Raw genomic sequence first — 17630 nt, forward strand, 5'->3', positions numbered from 1 at the left:
TTGTTTTATCTCTTAAGGAGCGAAAAGGCTCTAAACATAGATCCGACAAACATAAGCCCCGCACCACCAAGTAATAAATAAATACATAGTGTTTTATCAATAACATTCAAAGGATAAAGCAAGGCACCCAGTGCGAAAAAAGCCCCTATTCCTGTTATAATCCATCCCAATTTTTTCATGCGCAACTCCTAAAAATTAATTATTTAGTGAAGCTCCTCTAAGGGTCTCACCATCTATTGCAAAAACTACTCTGTCTTATTCCCATAATAATAGCTTAAACCATTTAAAAACTTACAACAAGTACGAGCTTATAATTATCTTTCTAAAGGGTTTATTTAAAATTAACTAGAACTAAGAGTCTCTCTATACTAAAAAAGGAACCATAGCTGGTTCCTTAAATTGAACGTATTCATATTTTGTCAGACATCCTTTTTATCCTTTTCCATGAATTCCTTTATCTTTCTTTCTTCCCATTCTGATCCGAAGTTACCATCTGCAAAAGTTGTTATACCGTGTACCAGAACTCCAATTCCCCATCCTCCAAGTGGATAGAGGAACCACCAATAACTAGTATCCGTTATTAGGTTCATAACAAAAAGCATAGCATTAACCAAGAAATACACCGTTAGATGAATGTAGAATGCCTTAAGGTTTTCCACCCGCTTTTTCGCTCTTAAATATTTATCTTCATTTTCCATTCCCTCGCCCCCTTATCGTAAACACTTAAATATATTATTCTCCACATCGATAATACCTTATTTACCCAATTTTTATTACAAAAAGGAGACGATGTGCATCCTATGATGGAATGCCGGGAATTCGGTTAATAATCGAAGATTGTTTAACTGCTATCTTTGTAAACTTAGATACACTTCTAAAAAGTCAGCTGGATTTTACCCTATTGTATCCTCTTTCTTCATATGGCTGTATTTTTTCCAACCATGCTTCCTCAAGTTTTTTCAGTTCGCGTTTGGCATCAAAATATCCTGTTTCTTTCGGTTTTAGAACCTCTAGCACATCAAAAGAAAAGACTTCTTTCCCATATTGATTCCACTCATCTTGCAGCATTTTATTAGTACTTGTTCCCATTTCCAATTCAAATTGTTTACCCTTTAATGTCTTTAGATTCCTGGTGCTTCCTATAAATACTTTATTATTTATCGTGTTTTTTATTTGGTAAACTCCCGCTTCAACTTTTGTTTCCTTATATAATTGCTTTAATTCTTTTTTTCGATCCATCTTCATTGCCTCCATTCGTCATTTCTTCAGCCAATATTGGCTTCCATCAGGCTTTCTATCCAAGAATCCATATTCTATTAAATACCTTCTCAAAAGAACATAGTCATGATAGGCCGCTTCCAATATTTGATTGATTTCTTTTTCACTATATTTCTGGTCATTTTTAAAACGCTTCGAAATTTCTTGAAGAACAATAAACCTTTGTTTTTCCTTTGGTGGAAAAGTACTCAAAGCAGCCTGACTACCTTGTGAAAAGAATTTTTTCAATATGACCTCTTTTTCATCCTGCGTAACATTATAACGATCATCCACCATCCTTGCTTTTTGATGAAGAGGAACAAAAGCAGGCGCATGTTTATCTTTATCTTTTAAAAGTTCCATCATGGCCAAAAATAACTTAGCTTGACGCTCTTTCTCTTTTAATACAAAGCGATGGTTCCGAATAGTAGAAGAACTTCCAATTCCCATTTCCTCTTGCACCTCAGCATCGTTTTTCCCTTGATAAAAAAGACGAAGAAGGCGATTCTGATGATCTGTGAGACCTGTTAGTTTCTTATCGAGATCAATCAAGTATTCGAACACCGATTGATGTGCATTTTCGATATGAATACGCATATACCTTTCTGCTTCATAAAGAGTCCCATCTATTGGATACACTATCCCTTTTTGAACTGTATTTCCGCACAGCAAACAAATAAACTGATTCTCTTCTTCGATATACCCCTGTTTTAGCTCATCATGCGATGCACTCCAAAACATTTCTGCATCCTGCATAAAACAAACACTTCCTTATAAAGTTTATAATATAATAAACATAATATTAATTTGTTTATATTATGTCAACATTTTTTGTGAATTAGACATTTTTATATCGTATTTATTCATTTTCCACATTAGTTTCGTTGCATTTTCACAAAAGGGGGTAGACTTTGGGAACATATAGTTTTGGGTAAAGAGAGAGCTTTTAAGAAGTTTTTGAGTAGATGGGTTAATGGGAGTTTATTACTGATTGTCTGATTATTTACGGAGTGCATTGGACGCTCTTTGATAAGCGGAGGCCACCAACAGCGGATTTTCTTACAAAAGAATCATCTCTTGTCGACGAATATACGTTGAATGTTGACTTTACGAATGGCGTTGCGACGAAAGACGGTAATTATTAAAAATTGTGAAATTATTAATAAATTATTCCCCTTAAACTATGTACCAAGTCAAAAAGCATCCAACTAGTTGGATGCTTTTTTTCAAATAATAATATGAAATTGGTTGAATTTAGTATAAATCCTTTGATTCGATAAAGAAGAATAAGTATTAGTTAGGCACAAACTTAAGTATTCCTTCCAGATAAACACCTTGTTCTTTTTTCGTGCACGCTCTTAACTTAATTCTTCCCTCCTCTTCTAATTCCTTGGCTAATTGGACTACCTTAGTTCCATCTTCGGCTATCTCTACTGAAAAGAAATTCCCCCGAGTGGAAGTTTGAATGAACTTAAATAATTTATCTTTATTCATCTAAACAACTCCTTATTTATTACAAATTCGACACAAAAGATAATCTACCTGCGATAAATAGAAATAAAAAACTTCCCTTGAAGGAATACGAACATGAATAGTTCTAGAATCACAAATCGATAGACATTCATTCTTGTAATTAGAAACCTAATTATTCTCCCTCTGATTTTTCCCAAGGTAAAAATGGAGTTCATACAATCACTAGATATTAACCCTTGCTCACTTGCCCTAAAACGAAAAAAACCTACGACAATGCAACGGACTATGAACATACATAATAATAATATTAATACCGAAAATAAGGAATCCCCCCAATCAATCATTTTAACTATCCCGATAAAAAAAAAACAGCCAAAACCTTAAAAAGGTTTTGGCTGTTTTTCTTAGTGTCCCAGGAGAGATTCGAACTCCCGACCGACGCCTTAGAAGGGCGTTGCTCTATCCAGCTGAGCTACTGAGACATATCGCTATTTTTCTTCAGTTCAGAATAACGGTCATTTTTCTAACTTAGACCGTAATCGTGATTTTTATTATAACCTAGTATAATACTCATTGCAATACTAGTAATAATAATTTTTGAAGAGTTATAGAATACCCTACATTAATTCAAAATTTATCATGGTATTTGAATGAAGCTTGCAGTAAAAAAATGCAGAATACACTCTATCGAACAATTCGAAGTGATCATAATAATCAACAAAAGGAGAACACTTTGTTATAAGCGTTCTCTTCTTTTATCATATATAACTTATTAATTCATGATGACCAACCAATGTTATAAAAAGCAGCTAGAGAAAGCAATGTCATCCTGTTTATTTTAGTTAGATAAGTTACAAAACTGACGAATGGTTTTCCGGAGTCTTTGGCATAGTAAACTTTTCATTCCTTCATAAAACCAGTAATTTGACGATACAGCTTCTCGGGATGGGTGAAATTGACCATATGGTCAGCACCTGGAATTTCTATGATTCGAGCGTCTGAGTGCTTTCGAAAGTAATTGGCAACACGAAGGTTATCGGGTGAATCCTCCTTACCGATTATCAATAATGTTTGGGCCGTCAATTCTCCTAATCTTTCGATGGCCGGTGGTTGCGGCCAAATCAATTTAACAGCCGGCCATTCAAACATTCGGTTCATATGGTGCCGGAGCATTTGAACCATCAAATTCCGGTGAGGACTCATTGTTACAACACGATAGGATGGATCACTGAGCAAAAGCTCAATCATCTTATCGATATCGGGGGCAGCTTCATGAATCGTCTTCATTCTCTCTTCAAATTCCTTTGAATAGCTAAACCCAGATAATCCAGGCGCAAGCAAAACAAGTTTTGAAACCCTTTCAGGATAATTCAGAGCGAATTCAGTGGCAATTTGGCCACCCATTGAGTGACCGATGAGTGTCGCCTGATTGATTTCTAGATGATTAAGCAGCGACAGCAAATCTTCAACCTGGTTGACATCTTCTAAAGGGGTCGGTGATTTCCCGGTCCCACGTCCGTCAAAAGCAACGACCTTGTAGTGTTTCGCTAAAAGAGATGCGACAAATGTCCAGTTCCGTACATCAGCACCACCAGTGAGGAGAACCACAGGATGACCATTTCCATTAACTTCGTAATACAAATCCATTGAAATCCCTCCACCCATTACGATTTAATAATTAAAAATATGTTATCTTTCTTAATAATCCTGCCTTTTTCTGGCTTAACTTACAATTCAAGAAGCACCTTTTAATTTCCTTCCTTATTCTAGAATATTGCCCGATTGCGGAACAAAAATAAAGAAAATATCTTCATCTGTACTACACGTTACTTCAAAAAAACCAGCCCCATAAACGGGCGTTTATGGGGCTATTAATCCCTTTAATAAAAAAACAACTTATTTATGTCTATTCATAGAATCAAAACTCATTCCCAAAAACAAAGTAACATTTTCGATCATTTACACCTTTTTTGGTGCTAATATATGAAAAAAATATATTGGAACGCCCTTGATTTAGAAGCAATAGAACTAGAAACAGGTATTTCCTCCAATAGTCCCCTTACGTCTACTTCAACATCTAATAATCCTTTTCTTTTGGTCATACGAAAAAAACCTCCTATATCGTTAGTAGGATAAGTCGATATACGGTGTAATTTCTTACATGACCGTTATACTGACCGTTTCACTAAACGATATAGAAGGTTTTCGTATCGGGCTTTAAAGCCACTTTGTTAGTGTCCCAGGAGAGATTCGAACTCCCGACCGACGCCTTAGAAGGGCGTTGCTCTATCCAGCTGAGCTACTGAGACATTTATGATATAAGTTGCGGTAAAACTTATGTATGTATTACCTTAACTGTTCCCTTAGGACACTTCTTATTATAGTAGGATATCAAAAGAAAGTCAACGGTTTTTCATAAAAAAGTTTTTTCTTTTTTATAAGCCAGGAAGCGGGGAAAAACGCTTCCTGATTATTATACATTAAGTTAGTCGATTCGATAAGACCTACTTAGCTCCTCAACGATTTTTCCTTCAAGATCATAATAGATGATTTCAAGTTGGTCACTTCCAATATCCAAAATGGCATATGTTTTCTCTTTTCGTCCGCGTGGCTGGCGTATGCTTCCTGGATTGATGAAGAGCTTGCCGTCAATCAACTCGGAACCAGCGGCGTGGGAGTGACCGAAGCAAATAATATCAGCACCGATTTCTTCACTTTTATAAGACAAATTCATTAAAGTCATCTTAATGTTATACAGATGTCCGTGGGTTAAGAAAAAGCGCTTGCCTCCAATGTCTTCAACAGCGTCATCTGGATATGTGGCATCATAATCACAGTTCCCCCGTACCGCTAAAAAGCCCTTCATGAGAGGGTCTTTGCTTTCTAGCTCTGAATCACCGCAATGAATCATAGTAGCAACTTCTTCTTTATGACGGTCGGTTATCATGCTGATTTCATGAGTTAAGCCATGACTGTCACTCATTATTAGCACTTTCATCGTCACATTCCTTCTTCCCTTTTTAGAAATTGACCCAGTTTTTCATCCAAAGCCTTCAATGCATGAGCACGGTGGCTGATTTGGTTTTTTTCCTCTTTTGTCAGCTCAGCATTTGTTTTCCCCTGCTCTTTAACAAAAAAGACTGGGTCATATCCAAATCCATTCGTTCCTGAAGGCTGTTCGGTAATCAAGCCTTCCATCGTCCCAGAAACGGTGATTGTTTCCTGATTTGGTGACGCTAACGCTAAGGCGCAATAAAATCTTGCTGTTCTTTCCGCTTCTGGTACACCCTCTAGTTCCTGCAGAACTTTTTTCGTGTTCGCTTCATCACTCTTTGACTCGCCAGCATAGCGCGCAGAGTATACACCAGGACGCCCATCTAATGCATCGACAATCAAACCGGAGTCATCAGCTATCACGAAGTGACCTAGTTGATGGGCAATGGCTTCTGCTTTAAGAATTGCATTTTCTTCAAAAGTCGTTCCTGTTTCCTCCACATCCGGTGCGTCCGGTACGTCAAGAAGTGTTTTGACTTCATATCCTTTTGCTGAGAATAGACTTTCGAATTCCTTGGCTTTTCCTTTATTTTTTGTTGCAATAATTACTGTCTTCATACTTTGCCTCACCCTTTTGTATTTTATCGGCAATAACTCCAAGTGCTTCTTTTTGCACCTCGAATAAGGTTTGAAGTCCTTCTTGAGCTATTGAAAGTAATTGCTGTAACTCGTTATATGTAAAAGTTGCCTCTTCCCCTGTGCCCTGCAATTCGACAAATTCACCACTGCCTGTCATGATGATATTCATATCCACAAGGGCTGCTGAATCTTCCTGATAATTCAAGTCTAACACAACTCCTGCTTCTTCAATAATCCCGACACTTGTTGCTGCTAGATAATTTTTCAACGGAAATACCGCCAGTTTCCCCTCTTCATCCAGCCTATTTAAAGCAAGAGCCAACGCGACGAATGCGCCCGTAATTGAAGCTGTCCGAGTGCCGCCATCTGCCTGAATAACATCACAATCAATCCAGATCGTTTTCTCACCTAGCGCCTCTAAATCGACCACTGCCCGCAGTGACCGTCCAATTAGCCTCTGAATTTCCATCGTGCGCCCTGTTATTTTCCCTTTTGCCGATTCCCTGATTGTCCGTTGATTGGTTGCTCGCGGAAGCATCGAATACTCCGCATTTATCCAGCCTTTCTTTTTACCGCGCATGAACGGCGGAACCCGCTCATCAACACTTGCGGTACAGATGACCTTTGTGTCACCGACTGTAATTAATACCGAACCTTCAGGATGCTTCAAATAATCTTTTTGGATCTGTATCGTCCTTAATTCAGTATTCAGCCTGCCGTCAACGCGCATTTTGTATCCCCCTATTTTCAAAAAAAGAATAAGAGGCAGCGAAAGGCTGCCTCATTGTGTTATATCTATAGTATACAAAATCGTTTCTTTAAAAACTACCTGTGTTCACTTTTTCTGGACGGACCACAGGTTCTGATAATTTCTTTCCTTCTTCGTTAAGAATATCTGCACTGCCTTGCACCTGTACTTCAACACTTTCAATTCCCTTTTGCTCCGTCAAAGATAAAACTAATGCATCAAGAACATCTTGAGAAACCTTTTTCTCTTTAAAACTACCAAGAATGTTTTCGTTAAAATTGAGGGTAACCTTTCCTTCTGCCATTTTCGGCTGATCAAGTAAGGCCACATCACTCATGAAGCCCGTTTGCAGGTTTGTTCCAGAAGGACTCTTCGTTAATTCCTCAATAACTGCTGTTACATTATCGGACACCGTCTCGCTAATACGGCGTGTTACCGGTACATAATAGGTGTACTCCTCGTCCCCGCCAATGTAATAGACAGTCAACGCTTTCGTATTCGAAATATCTACCACGTCACTCGTATCAATATTGATTCCGGAAGACCGTGAGATATTTTCATCTATCGGCGTGCCATTGACTGGCATTTCCGTAATATCTTCCCCATTGATCCTCATTTGGATTTTATCAACCGAGTCGAATTGAGTTAGTGTCCATGTAATAGCTTGAAGAATTTTGAGTTCATCTTCTTTTTGATAATTTTTGAACTCCGGTGAAAAGTCAGCCACAGCCACTCCTTCTTTTATGTTTACACTTATTTGAGTATCGGCAGGAATAACCGCTCTAAACCCATTGGGAAGCTTATCTGTAACTGGTCCATTATCCACGAGGTAGTCAAGGGCCTGTTTTGCGACGGCTTCCGATTTCGGAAGTTCCATTGTCTGTGGAACCACATATCCACTTTTATCAATTAAATACAACTCGGTCTTCACTGTTGCTGTTTCACCAGCAGTCTCTTCCCCATCTGTTGCCGGCTTTTGCTCCCCGTTGGACTCTTTTAATGAAGATTCATCCTCGACTAATGAAACATCCTTAGGCGGGTCAATCTCCTTTTTCTCTTCACCCCCAAATAATCCACATCCGGAAAGAAAAAAAGAAGATGCCAGAATGGTCACAGCCATTGTTACTTTTGATTTATTGGACATAAAATCACTCCTAGGACAGTTTGTACTCCTATTTATACGAGCCCTAAGGGAAAATAGACCAATTATTTTTCTCTCTGATCATGCAGCTGAGCAATCTGGCCGTACTGTTGTATGTTAGTCAGCTTTAATTTGACTTCAGGATTTCCTGCTTGAAACAAAGAAATCCCTTTACCTAATACTGTAGGAATAATAGAAAGAATCATTTCATCCACCAGCTGTTTTCTCATGAACTCACTAACTAACTCCGCACCACCGACTAGCCAAATCCTTGAGTCACCCTTTAGATTTCCGATGAAATCTCCCACATCTTCATTTACAAATTCCACATGCTCGTCTTTACCTTTCGCACTTCTAGAAAAGACGTAGCAGGTCTTATCTTGATAAGGAAATTCTTCTGCTAGTGTATGAATCTGTTGATACGTTTTGTTTCCCATGATCACCGTATCAATATTTTTAAAGAAATCGCCGTATCCATTATCCCCTGCACCTTCTGTCTCTTCAAGCCAATCTATGCTTCCATTCTCTCTTGCTATATGTCCATCCATGCTTGTAGCTATATACATAACGATATGCTTTTGTGATACCATTTTTTTTGCTCCTTTCTACAAAAAAAAGACCTCCAAATGGAAGTCTTATAGGTGGTCAATTTTAATTGTTTCTATTGCATTGATATGAATGCCGAGCCAACTCGATGCGATTGACCCAAACATATCTCTTGAACCAGTTGTGTAAAAACGATGAACCGGACGCTGCTTGCTTTTATTGATTAATCGATAGTAATCCAAAATAACGCTTGCCTCACGGGCTGTCTCTTCCCCAGAGGAAATGACTTGTACTTTATCTCCCATATACTCTGAGATTACAGGCCCTAACAGCGGATAATGGGTACAGCCAAGGATTAATGTATCGATTTTCGTTTTCTTTAACGGGTTTAAAGTTTGAGCCACAACCCTATTCACGATTTTCCCTTGAAACTCTCCGCTTTCTACGATGGGGACAAATTTTGGACAAGCTAAACTATCCACTTTCACATCCGAATTGATGGAGGCCAGAGCGTCGTCATAGGCCTTGCTTTTCACTGTACCTTCTGTGCCAATTACTCCAATATGTAGAGAATTAGAAACCTTCAATGCCGCCCTTGCCCCTGGATGAATAACACCCAATACAGGAATCGGAAGTATCGCTCTAATTTCATCGAGCACCGCTGCAGTCGCAGTATTGCAGGCAATGATTAACATTTTAATATCCTTCTTCAATAAGAACCTTGTCATTTGCCAAGTGAAGGTTTGGACATCTTTTTTCGACCTTGGTCCATAAGGGCATCTTGCGGTATCGCCCAAGTAAATTATATTTTCATTTGGTAGCTGGCGCATGACTTCTTTAGCCACTGTCAAACCACCTACCCCCGAATCAATGATTCCTATTGGTTGTTTCAAAAATCTCGCCTCATTTTTCTTTCATTTCTTGATGTAGTTTTGCTAAAGTCCCACTTAGGGAAACGATATCGGATTCGCTGAAATTGACTAAAACGCCACTCAAGTACTGCTGCCGTTTGTTGATCACTTCTTCGATAATCCGTTCGCCTTCTTCAAGAAGGTGAATGCGAACCACACGCCGGTCTTTCTCATCCTTGACGCGCTGAACAAGCTGATGTTTCTCCATGCGGTCAATCAGTTCCGTCGTTGTGCTAAAGGCAAGAAACATCTTCGTTGACAATTCGCCAATCGTCATGTCGCCCCCTTCAAAAAGCCATTGCAAGGCCAGAAACTGAGGAATAGTAATTTTATAATCACTAAGAATTTCCCGTCCCCTTTGCTTAAGCCATGACGAAACATAGCGCAATTCCCTTTCGATCTCGACCACATGTGCAGCCTGATTCTCTTCACCCATACACCCAGCTCCCCACTTCATGAAACTTATCATACTACCATTTTGGGGGAAAGTGAAATAAATTTCAAGATAGATTATCTAAAGGATATAATGAAACCCCCTCCATTAAAATAAGCAGCATCTAAAGAAGTCAACACCATGAGAAATTATCTCAGACTTCCTTATATGCTGCCAATGAATGGGAGAGAAAAAATATATAAGGCTTACGTATTAATGAGTCAACACATTAAAGCTTAAGTTCTCCCATACGAAGGAGTTCTATAACTGCCTGCGAACGTCCTTTGACTCCAAGCTTCTGCATCGCATTTGAAATATGGTTTCGAACTGTTTTTTCGCTAATAAACAATTCACCTGCGATTTCTTTTGTTGTTTTATCTTGTACTAGTAACTCAAATACTTCTTTTTCTCTTTTGGTGAGTAGTGGCTTATGAGTGAATTCGTTCTCCTTCAAGTAATGTTACCCTCCTTGCCTTCACCAGCATAAAACCCGGAGTGGGTGTCTATTTAGTCAAGATATAGTATGTCAGCTGGGGCAAGGGAGTGACTCTTTTACTTGTCTAATTGAAATTTTATTTAAGAATGTTTGACTTTTGTTCGCGCCATACGTTCCTTCATCTCTTCCGGCCAAGGAATCGGATTCCCAGTGGTTTTAGAGACTTGGACAATAGTTCCTCTACCCGTCAAGCAAACCGAACCATCTTGCTTGGTTCCCATGTAATGAATGTCCACAGAAGAATTCCCGACACGGGCCGCTTTTACATAGATCATCAATTGATCGTTAAAAAAAACCTGCTGGATATAATCACACTGTAAATCGGCAACAACCGGTATCTCATTGCTTCCATCCGAAGTCCAATCCTTCATAAAACCCATGCTATTAAAATACTCAATTCGTGCTTCCTCAAAATAGGTAAATGGAACCGTATTATTCAAATGACCGAACATATCCGTTTCCGAAAAACGGACCTTAATTTCATGTTTAAAAGAAAAGTCGCTGCCCCATTCTTCTATATTATCGATATATGATATTCTGTTCAATCTGTGCACCCCCTTATAAAATGAATGACTATTCACTCATTTTATAAGAAAAAATAGATAATGGAAAGGATTTTATATTCTTATCCTGTAAATTTGATGGATTCGACCACTTAATTGTTGAAGCATACATACACCCAAATAATAGCTTTATTGTATTAGATCCCGGATTGACCGATCACGATATCGTAAAAGAATGCACAGCTGATTTTGTTAATAAGACTATCGTTAACATCTATTACAACCACGATGAACATCTATATCAGATAGAACCTAGATCTGCAAATGAGATAGTTTGGTATCACAGTCGTCCAGATGAATCCAATCAATTCAGTGTACTGAGTGAAATTTAGGATATCGATGATATGATTCCATTTACAAAATTTCAATTAGAAAAATAATACGTATCCGGTTCATAGACAACACATTTGTGTCATTTTTATGGGCCGTATATATAATCACCTTACTCTTTCAACAAAATTGATATTATGTTGATAGAGTGGATTTTTAATATTTGTCCCCTACTCTTTCAAAATACGACACAAAAGTGATGTCTTTCCATGTTATGCTTTTAACAAACAAATAAGGAGCTGTAAACATGATTAGAATATTTGTTGTCATTTTACTTGCTAGCTTAATGCTAATTGGTTGTTCTTCTCAATCGAATGTAAAAACTTCGAATGTAAAGGCATCTAAAGAAGGGTCTGAATATAACGATATCGCAGAGGATATTTATCAAACAAACAAAAACGACAATAAACAAACAGTGATACTTGAAATCGATTCGAAATAATATTCGAAAAAAGAGCGACTGCATTCAATTAGCAATCGCTCTTTTATTTATTTTATCTAGTTCTATAGTAGTTTTCAGCTGTGTATATAGGCCAGCTCCAAAACGGTACACCTTGTGAAATAATGTAGCGGTCTAAGAAGATTTCAAAGTTAAGGTTTAGAGTTTTTATATCTGTAAATTCCAAAATGTTAAGGTAATTTGGATCCCCACCCTTTAGTTTTTCTATATCTAATATTAGATAACAGTCTTCCAATAGGTGTGCGATAGGAATCCCATGTTCACTTATATATTCAACTTCTTGAGTTTCTTTTATTTCATCTAAGTTAAAAAAATGAAGACCGCCCCCTATGTTAACACCGTCGTCATTGACTGATTCATATATTCTTGCCCCATTATGGAGTGTCAAGAACGCCTTGTAGTCTTCAGGAAGCTTGATACCTTGTTCACTTTCAAACTTTTCAACTTCAGTTGTCTTTATTGGAGCGTTAAAAGAACACGAAACGCTATAGACTTCCCCTTCCTCTGCTACTGACTTCATTTGGTCTTTGTTATCCAACAATTTCTTTAATCCGGACAATGTACTTTGTACAAAATGACTCACTTCACTAATCCCTCCAATATCAATTAATAGGAAGCCCACCAAGGATTAACTGTTTTTTGATGGAGATCTCTTGGCAACGGAAATAAATTAGACATCGCATTCGTTCCGCCATATTTTAATGGTAATTCATGATGTATATCAGCATTAGGCCATTTTGGTCCCCAATTTGGATCTCCATATGTTTTAATATACCATGGCATGAATTTATCCTTAAGTTTAGTATCTCTCTTAGTTCGTTTTTCTTCTGGTACTACCGCTATATTAGCTTTTGTCGGAGTCCACATAGTCGTTCTATTGTGTGAATTGTATATTTCAGGATAAGTAACTGTCTTTTTATTAACTAATACCTCTTCTGTTGCTCCATCACTAGTTTTTGTGCCACTACCTGTCCATCCCGCCGTAGTTCTTGAATAGGTTTGGTAAAAATGCGTAGTTTTATTATTGTAAGTCTTAGATGTTTTTTTACCAATTTTTATATCTGCACCTTGCCACTTCGTATCATATTTGATTACTTGAGTATATTTACCATATAAGCCTGTACCAGCATAAAGTTTTGAACCTGTCCATACGGTACTTGGTTTTTTCCCGGTCATCTCTACAATTTTAGATGAAATGGTAATAGTTTTTTTGGTAGCGTCAAATACTGTTAAGTGTTCTACCCTCAAGAAATTAACAGGTGCTTTAGCTTTAGCTGTCATTCCTTTACTATTTAAATTAGACTGCCCCTTTTTTGTATATATGGTATTTTTCTTCTGATTTTTAAAATACTCTTTCTCTACTAATTTTTGAAATTCACGAGATTCTTTAGCACTTAAGCTTCTCGTTGCACCTTTCTTATCTACTGCAAGGTCTTCATACTCTTTCTTCGTAACTACTTCTGGGTTGGATACAACAAATCCTTTACTACTGATAGTGGCAGCACTAGCACTATCTCCACCTACAAGTGGAAAGAACGTACTTAAAACAAAAATAAATGCTAACAAAACTCCTGTGAACTTCTTCAACTTAATCATACTCCTTTTTGTAAATATTTTCTAACTTTGTATATATTCTAAAAATGTAACTAATTCCCTTTTATTCCGCTAAAATATACCAAACAAAAAGTGAGTTTTTATGCAGGAATTTGTTTGATTTCGTAGAATGTCTTAGAAAAAATTCGTATAAATAAAAGGTAAAGTATAGAATTGACGTTCTGAAGACTAAAAGATTTTATTAATAAAGTAAGTTACCTCACAAGTTTTACCTTCACACCTCCCGTGAATCCAACTTGATTAAACCTACCTTTACCTTAGTTCGACATTTTATTTTCCTCCCTCACACATCGAAGAAGGCAGCCACCCCCGGCTGTCTTTTTCATTTCTACTAATATATGAAAGCGGGTATCTTATGAGTAAAACAAAAAATAAACGAATTGGTGAAATGACTAATAGTAGAATGACTTGGAGCTTTGATCCCTCCACTCGTGTTATTAAAAACAAAAAAGGTAAAGGTTCTTATAACCGAAAAAAAGAGCAATCCTGTTGAGGATGCTCTTTTTCTTTTCCTATTCGATTATATCTTCATGGCGGTAAGATAATTCAATTTCACGTAGAATGGGTACCTGATCCCCAGCTGTCTTTAATATTGTTTTAACGTAAACAACTTGCAGCGGTTGAAAGATATCAGTTGAGAAATCAAACTTCTCTGTTAGTCCTTCATCAAAGTACAATTCGTGTTTGGCAGTGTAATCGTTAAATGTAGGACAACCAACCGGTGTTGTTATGTTTGGTGAACCTACATTAGTGAAGCGACGATCTGTCCCCTCTAATGATAACTTCGTAACAAACTCTGCTGTATCTTGTGAATACTCTCGGTACTCCACAATAATATCTTGGAATCCATACATAAAAACTCTTTTATTGTCATGACGGAACCAGTAAGGTTGCTTCACTTTAATCTGCAGTTCTGTGATCTCTCTCTTAGGGAAAGGGAATACTAACTTCCCTGCTTCTGTTATCTCCACTGGAACTTCCGCATTATTGACCTGTTTAGTTGGATAAGTTTCAATACGGCGCCATTCTCCGTTTTGGTTCTTGTATTGAATATCTAAAACACTCATAGAATATTCTGGAGATGGATGTAGTAGCAAGGTATTTGTGTAGATGTTATTGGAGATATCCTGAGGGATTGTTACATGAATGATTCCGTATACCTCTGTTTCACATTCGTTCTCGTTCATTTCAGACTGACGAACCTCCAGCATATCGTTAGGCTTGTTTTCTATACTAGAAGTTTGTTTTTCTGTATTTATATAAACGGATAAATAACACAATTAATAAGTCTTTAATAAAGAGAACCCCAGAAAAAACAATATAAAGATAATATCCCCACCATTAAAATCCGTTATTTCTCACCTTTCTTTCCGTAGGCTTTAGATGTGAAGCTGTTCACACTTTTTTAGACAAAAAAAGAACCTATATCCTAAGATACAGGTTCTTTTCTAGTTATTAAACTTCGTCGCTTCCGAAGAAGTTACGGAATTGTTGAATAGTAGTATCACGGTTTAATGCTGCAATCGATGTAGTCAAAGGAATTCCTTTAGGGCAAGACTGCACACAGTTTTGTGAGTTACCGCAGTTTGCAAGGCCCCCATCAGACATAATTGTATTTAAACGTTCAGCTTTGTTCATTGCACCAGTTGGATGTGCATTGAATAAACGAACTTGTGATAATGGTTGTGGTCCCATGAAGTCTGAATTGCTGTTTACGTTCGGACAAGCTTCTAAACATACACCACAAGTCATACATTTAGATAATTCGTAAGCCCATTGACGTTTCTTTTCTGGCATACGTGGTCCTGGTCCAAGATTGTACGTACCATCGATTGGAATCCAAGCTTTTACCTTTTTCAATGAGTCGAACATACGGCTACGGTCGACTTGAAGGTCACGAACAACAGGGAAAGTACGCATTGGAGCAAGACGAACCGGCTGTTCTAATTGGTCAATAAGAGCTGTACAAGATTGTCTAGGTTTACCATTGATAACCATTGAACAAGCACCACATACTTCTTCAAGACAGTTCATGTCCCAAGCGATTGCTGTAGTGTGTTTGCCTTGTACTGTTACTGGATTACGACGAATTTCCATTAGAGCGGAAATTACATTCATATTCGGACGGTACGCTAATTCAAATTCCTCATCATAAGGAGCTGAATCCGGTGTATCTTGACGAGTGATTATAAAACGGACTGTTTTAGTCTCAGATTTAGTTTCAACCATTTTTTTGCTCCCCCTCTTTAATGTTTCGTAGTGTAATCACGTTTACGTGGTGCGATAAGTGATACATCAATATCTTCATAATGGAATTCAGGCGCTTGATCCAAGCCTTTGAATGTCGCCATTGTTGTTTTCATGAATTCCTCATCATTACGTTGTGGGAAATCAGGTTTGTAATGAGCTCCGCGGCTTTCGTCACGGTTTAAAGCACCAATTGTGATTACACGTGCTAATTGCATCATGTTTTGAAGCTGTCTAGTGAAGGCAGCTCCTTGGTTGCTCCATTTAGCAGTGTCATTGATGTTAATTTTCTTGTAACGTTCCATCAACTCAAGAATCTTGTTATCAGTTTCTTTCAACTTGTCATTGTAACGAACTACAGTAACATGCTGTGTCATCCACTCACCAAGTTCTTTGTGTAGAACATACGCGTTTTCATTACCATCAAGAGACATGACATCATTCCATTTTTCTTGTTGTTGTTTTTCGTAACCATCAAACAATGAAGAAGGAATAGACTCTGAAGTTTTATCAAGGCCTTCAATATATTTAACTGCATTCGGTCCAGCAACTGAACCACCATAGATTGCAGAAAGAAGTGAATTCGCACCTAAACGGTTACCGCCATGTTGAGAGTAATCACACTCACCTGCAGCAAATAAACCTTTAATGTTTGTCATTTGGTCATAATCTACCCAAAGTCCGCCCATAGAATAGTGAACTGCAGGGAAGATTTTCATTGGAACTTTACGAGGATCTTCACCCATGAATTTCTCGTAGATTTCAATGATTCCGCCAAGTTTGATATCAAGTTCTTTAGGGTCTTTATGAGAAAGATCCAGGTAAACCATGTTTTCTCCATTAATACCAAGCTTCATGTTCATACATACGTCGAAGATTTCACGAGTCGCGATATCACGAGGTACAAGGTTACCATAAGCAGGGTATTTTTCTTCTAGGAAATACCAAGGTTTTCCGTCTTTATATGTCCAGATACGTCCACCTTCACCACGAGCAGATTCACTCATTAGACGAAGCTTATCATCTCCAGGGATTGCAGTTGGATGAATTTGAATGAATTCACCATTTGCATAATTTACACCTTGTTGATAAACAATGGATGCTGCTGAACCTGTATTAATCATTGAGTTAGTTGATTTACCGAAAATGATTCCAGGACCACCGCTCGCCATGATGACAGCGTCGCCAGGGAATGATTTGATTTCCATTGAAGTCAAGTTCTGTGCTACGATACCGCGTGCTGTTTGGTCGTCATCGATAACAGCTCCAAGGAATTCCCAGCCTTCATATTTCGTTACAAGGCCTTCTACTTCATAGCGACGAACCTGCTCGTCCAATGCGTAAAGTAATTGCTGACCAGTTGTTGCACCAGCAAATGCTGTACGGCTATGTTGAGTTCCACCGAAACGACGGAAATCAAGAAGACCTTCCGGAGTACGGTTAAACATTACGCCCATACGGTCAAACATATGGATAATCGATGGTGCTGCTTCGCACATCGCTTTAACCGGTGGTTGGTTAGCTAAGAAATCTCCGCCATAAACTGTATCATCAAAGTGGATATATGGAGAATCCCCTTCACCTTTTGTATTTACTGCCCCATTGATTCCGCCTTGGGCACAAACTGAGTGAGAGCGTTTAACAGGTACTAAAGAAAATAAATCTACCTGTTGTCCCAGCTCTGCTGCTTTGATCGTAGCCATTAAACCAGCTAGACCTCCACCAACGATAATAATTTTACCTTTACCCAATTCTGTCACTCCCTTATTTCCATTAGC

24 protein-coding genes and 2 tRNA genes are annotated in these 17630 nt (G+C 38.0%); 3 read left to right on the forward strand and 23 right to left on the reverse strand.

The features are described from left to right. Positions 1–5: 5 nt before the first annotated feature. The 4 genes from JFV29_RS20500 to JFV29_RS20515 form a co-directional block, all read right to left on the reverse strand. A complete protein-coding gene (locus JFV29_RS20500; RefSeq protein WP_162878664.1) occupies positions 6–179 on the reverse strand; it encodes a hypothetical protein in 174 nt (57 codons plus the stop codon). Positions 180–419: 240 nt separating this feature from the next. Then, positions 420–698 (reverse strand): 2TM domain-containing protein, encoded by a 279-nt coding sequence (locus JFV29_RS20505; RefSeq protein WP_056529148.1) that lies wholly within the window; start codon positions 696–698, stop codon positions 420–422. A gap of 184 nt (positions 699–882) precedes the next feature. Next, a complete protein-coding gene (locus JFV29_RS20510) occupies positions 883–1239 on the reverse strand; it encodes a GIY-YIG nuclease family protein (protein WP_201186068.1) in 357 nt (118 codons plus the stop codon). A gap of 18 nt (positions 1240–1257) precedes the next feature. Then, complete coding sequence (locus tag JFV29_RS20515; protein ID WP_201186070.1) at positions 1258–2013, reverse strand: DUF2087 domain-containing protein; 756 nt, start codon at positions 2011–2013, stop codon at positions 1258–1260. 242 nt (positions 2014–2255) lie between these two features. Between JFV29_RS20515 and JFV29_RS30720 the strand changes: the two genes are divergently transcribed. Next, positions 2256–2402 (forward strand): hypothetical protein, encoded by a 147-nt coding sequence (locus JFV29_RS30720; RefSeq protein WP_446728271.1) that lies wholly within the window; start codon positions 2256–2258, stop codon positions 2400–2402. Between the two features lie 148 nt (positions 2403–2550). Here JFV29_RS30720 and JFV29_RS20520 read toward each other — a convergent pair whose 3' ends face one another. From JFV29_RS20520 to JFV29_RS20580, 14 genes are all read right to left on the reverse strand, one after another. Beyond that, positions 2551–2751 carry a hypothetical protein gene (locus JFV29_RS20520; RefSeq protein WP_201186072.1) on the reverse strand — a complete coding sequence of 67 codons (201 nt, stop codon included), beginning with the start codon at positions 2749–2751 and terminating at the stop codon, positions 2551–2553. 387 nt (positions 2752–3138) lie between these two features. Beyond that, a tRNA-Arg gene (locus tag JFV29_RS20525) sits at positions 3139–3212 on the reverse strand. Positions 3213–3630: 418 nt separating this feature from the next. Further along, positions 3631–4377, reverse strand: coding sequence for an alpha/beta fold hydrolase (locus JFV29_RS20530; RefSeq protein ID WP_201186074.1), 747 nt, complete (start codon positions 4375–4377; stop codon positions 3631–3633). Between the two features lie 329 nt (positions 4378–4706). Further along, positions 4707–4832: a hypothetical protein gene (locus JFV29_RS31220; RefSeq protein WP_274607070.1), complete on the reverse strand. Its 126-nt coding sequence runs from the start codon at positions 4830–4832 to the stop codon at positions 4707–4709. 133 nt (positions 4833–4965) lie between these two features. Further along, positions 4966–5039 (reverse strand) — tRNA-Arg (locus tag JFV29_RS20535). 176 nt (positions 5040–5215) lie between these two features. Beyond that, positions 5216–5728: a metallophosphoesterase family protein gene (locus tag JFV29_RS20540; RefSeq protein WP_201186076.1), complete on the reverse strand. Its 513-nt coding sequence runs from the start codon at positions 5726–5728 to the stop codon at positions 5216–5218. Positions 5729–5730: 2 nt separating this feature from the next. Continuing rightward, on the reverse strand, positions 5731–6342 hold the full coding sequence (locus JFV29_RS20545) for an XTP/dITP diphosphatase (RefSeq protein ID WP_053347203.1): 612 nt from the start codon (positions 6340–6342) through the stop codon (positions 5731–5733). Continuing rightward, positions 6311–7093 carry a ribonuclease PH gene (rph, locus tag JFV29_RS20550; RefSeq protein WP_201186078.1) on the reverse strand — a complete coding sequence of 261 codons (783 nt, stop codon included), beginning with the start codon at positions 7091–7093 and terminating at the stop codon, positions 6311–6313. The genes JFV29_RS20545 and rph overlap by 32 nt, the downstream gene beginning before the upstream one ends. Before the next feature lie 88 nt (positions 7094–7181). Beyond that, positions 7182–8255, reverse strand: coding sequence for a GerMN domain-containing protein (locus JFV29_RS20555; RefSeq protein WP_201186080.1), 1074 nt, complete (start codon positions 8253–8255; stop codon positions 7182–7184). A gap of 62 nt (positions 8256–8317) precedes the next feature. After that, positions 8318–8842: a dihydrofolate reductase family protein gene (locus JFV29_RS20560; RefSeq protein WP_201186083.1), complete on the reverse strand. Its 525-nt coding sequence runs from the start codon at positions 8840–8842 to the stop codon at positions 8318–8320. Between the two features lie 45 nt (positions 8843–8887). Then, a complete protein-coding gene (gene racE, locus JFV29_RS20565; RefSeq protein WP_201186085.1) occupies positions 8888–9691 on the reverse strand; it encodes a glutamate racemase in 804 nt (267 codons plus the stop codon). Between the two features lie 10 nt (positions 9692–9701). After that, on the reverse strand, positions 9702–10145 hold the full coding sequence (locus tag JFV29_RS20570; RefSeq protein ID WP_201186087.1) for a MarR family winged helix-turn-helix transcriptional regulator: 444 nt from the start codon (positions 10143–10145) through the stop codon (positions 9702–9704). 226 nt (positions 10146–10371) lie between these two features. Beyond that, entirely contained in the window at positions 10372–10596 is a 225-nt protein-coding gene (locus JFV29_RS20575) for a helix-turn-helix domain-containing protein (protein WP_028392149.1), read from the reverse strand. A 122-nt stretch (positions 10597–10718) separates the two neighbouring features. Beyond that, positions 10719–11183 (reverse strand): acyl-CoA thioesterase, encoded by a 465-nt coding sequence (locus tag JFV29_RS20580; protein WP_201186088.1) that lies wholly within the window; start codon positions 11181–11183, stop codon positions 10719–10721. Between the two features lie 595 nt (positions 11184–11778). Here JFV29_RS20580 and JFV29_RS20585 point away from each other — a divergent pair. Then, a complete protein-coding gene (locus JFV29_RS20585; protein ID WP_201186089.1) occupies positions 11779–11973 on the forward strand; it encodes a hypothetical protein in 195 nt (64 codons plus the stop codon). Positions 11974–12025: 52 nt separating this feature from the next. Here JFV29_RS20585 and JFV29_RS20590 read toward each other — a convergent pair whose 3' ends face one another. Then, on the reverse strand, positions 12026–12574 hold the full coding sequence (locus JFV29_RS20590; RefSeq protein WP_201186090.1) for an SMI1/KNR4 family protein: 549 nt from the start codon (positions 12572–12574) through the stop codon (positions 12026–12028). 23 nt (positions 12575–12597) lie between these two features. After that, positions 12598–13578: an HNH endonuclease signature motif containing protein gene (locus JFV29_RS20595; RefSeq protein ID WP_201186091.1), complete on the reverse strand. Its 981-nt coding sequence runs from the start codon at positions 13576–13578 to the stop codon at positions 12598–12600. Positions 13579–13960: 382 nt separating this feature from the next. On the opposite strand from JFV29_RS20595, the gene arfA reads away from it, so the two are divergent. Then, complete coding sequence (gene arfA / locus JFV29_RS20600; protein ID WP_201186092.1) at positions 13961–14098, forward strand: alternative ribosome rescue factor ArfA; 138 nt, start codon at positions 13961–13963, stop codon at positions 14096–14098. A 19-nt stretch (positions 14099–14117) separates the two neighbouring features. Here arfA and JFV29_RS20605 read toward each other — a convergent pair whose 3' ends face one another. The 3 genes from JFV29_RS20605 to sdhA all read right to left on the reverse strand — a co-directional run bounded on the left by JFV29_RS20605 (position 14118) and on the right by sdhA (position 17603). Beyond that, on the reverse strand, positions 14118–14792 hold the full coding sequence (locus JFV29_RS20605) for a hypothetical protein (RefSeq protein WP_242486926.1): 675 nt from the start codon (positions 14790–14792) through the stop codon (positions 14118–14120). Positions 14793–15060: 268 nt separating this feature from the next. Next, positions 15061–15834 carry a succinate dehydrogenase iron-sulfur subunit gene (gene sdhB / locus JFV29_RS20610; RefSeq protein WP_053347215.1) on the reverse strand — a complete coding sequence of 258 codons (774 nt, stop codon included), beginning with the start codon at positions 15832–15834 and terminating at the stop codon, positions 15061–15063. Positions 15835–15851: 17 nt separating this feature from the next. Continuing rightward, positions 15852–17603 carry a succinate dehydrogenase flavoprotein subunit gene (gene sdhA, locus JFV29_RS20615; protein ID WP_201186093.1) on the reverse strand — a complete coding sequence of 584 codons (1752 nt, stop codon included), beginning with the start codon at positions 17601–17603 and terminating at the stop codon, positions 15852–15854. Positions 17604–17630 lie beyond the last annotated feature (27 nt).

Origin of the sequence: Peribacillus sp. TH16 (assembly GCF_016651095.1) — a bacterium.
Taxonomy (GTDB): domain Bacteria; phylum Bacillota; class Bacilli; order Bacillales; family DSM-1321; genus Peribacillus; species Peribacillus butanolivorans.

Excerpts from the sequence above, each read along its gene's own strand:
- JFV29_RS20500 (WP_162878664.1), bottom strand. The coding sequence starts at position 179 with ATGAAAAAATTGGGATGGATTATAACAGGAATAGGGGCTTTTTTCGCA.
- JFV29_RS20505 (WP_056529148.1), bottom strand. The coding sequence starts at position 698 with ATGGAAAATGAAGATAAATATTTAAGAGCGAAAAAGCGGGTGGAAAAC.
- JFV29_RS20510 (WP_201186068.1), bottom strand. The coding sequence starts at position 1,239 with ATGGATCGAAAAAAAGAATTAAAGCAATTATATAAGGAAACAAAAGTT.
- JFV29_RS20515 (WP_201186070.1), bottom strand. The coding sequence starts at position 2,013 with ATGCAGGATGCAGAAATGTTTTGGAGTGCATCGCATGATGAGCTAAAA.
- JFV29_RS20520 (WP_201186072.1), bottom strand. The coding sequence starts at position 2,751 with ATGAATAAAGATAAATTATTTAAGTTCATTCAAACTTCCACTCGGGGG.
- JFV29_RS20530 (WP_201186074.1), bottom strand. The coding sequence starts at position 4,377 with ATGGATTTGTATTACGAAGTTAATGGAAATGGTCATCCTGTGGTTCTC.
- JFV29_RS31220 (WP_274607070.1), bottom strand. The coding sequence starts at position 4,832 with ATGACCAAAAGAAAAGGATTATTAGATGTTGAAGTAGACGTAAGGGGA.
- JFV29_RS20540 (WP_201186076.1), bottom strand. The coding sequence starts at position 5,728 with ATGAAAGTGCTAATAATGAGTGACAGTCATGGCTTAACTCATGAAATC.
- JFV29_RS20545 (WP_053347203.1), bottom strand. The coding sequence starts at position 6,342 with ATGAAGACAGTAATTATTGCAACAAAAAATAAAGGAAAAGCCAAGGAA.
- rph (WP_201186078.1), bottom strand. The coding sequence starts at position 7,093 with ATGCGCGTTGACGGCAGGCTGAATACTGAATTAAGGACGATACAGATC.
- JFV29_RS20555 (WP_201186080.1), bottom strand. The coding sequence starts at position 8,255 with ATGTCCAATAAATCAAAAGTAACAATGGCTGTGACCATTCTGGCATCT.
- JFV29_RS20560 (WP_201186083.1), bottom strand. The coding sequence starts at position 8,842 with ATGGTATCACAAAAGCATATCGTTATGTATATAGCTACAAGCATGGAT.
- JFV29_RS20570 (WP_201186087.1), bottom strand. The coding sequence starts at position 10,145 with ATGGGTGAAGAGAATCAGGCTGCACATGTGGTCGAGATCGAAAGGGAA.
- JFV29_RS20585 (WP_201186089.1), top strand. The coding sequence starts at position 11,779 with ATGATTAGAATATTTGTTGTCATTTTACTTGCTAGCTTAATGCTAATT.
- arfA (WP_201186092.1), top strand. The coding sequence starts at position 13,961 with ATGAGTAAAACAAAAAATAAACGAATTGGTGAAATGACTAATAGTAGA.
- JFV29_RS20605 (WP_242486926.1), bottom strand. The coding sequence starts at position 14,792 with ATGAACGAGAACGAATGTGAAACAGAGGTATACGGAATCATTCATGTA.
- sdhB (WP_053347215.1), bottom strand. The coding sequence starts at position 15,834 with ATGGTTGAAACTAAATCTGAGACTAAAACAGTCCGTTTTATAATCACT.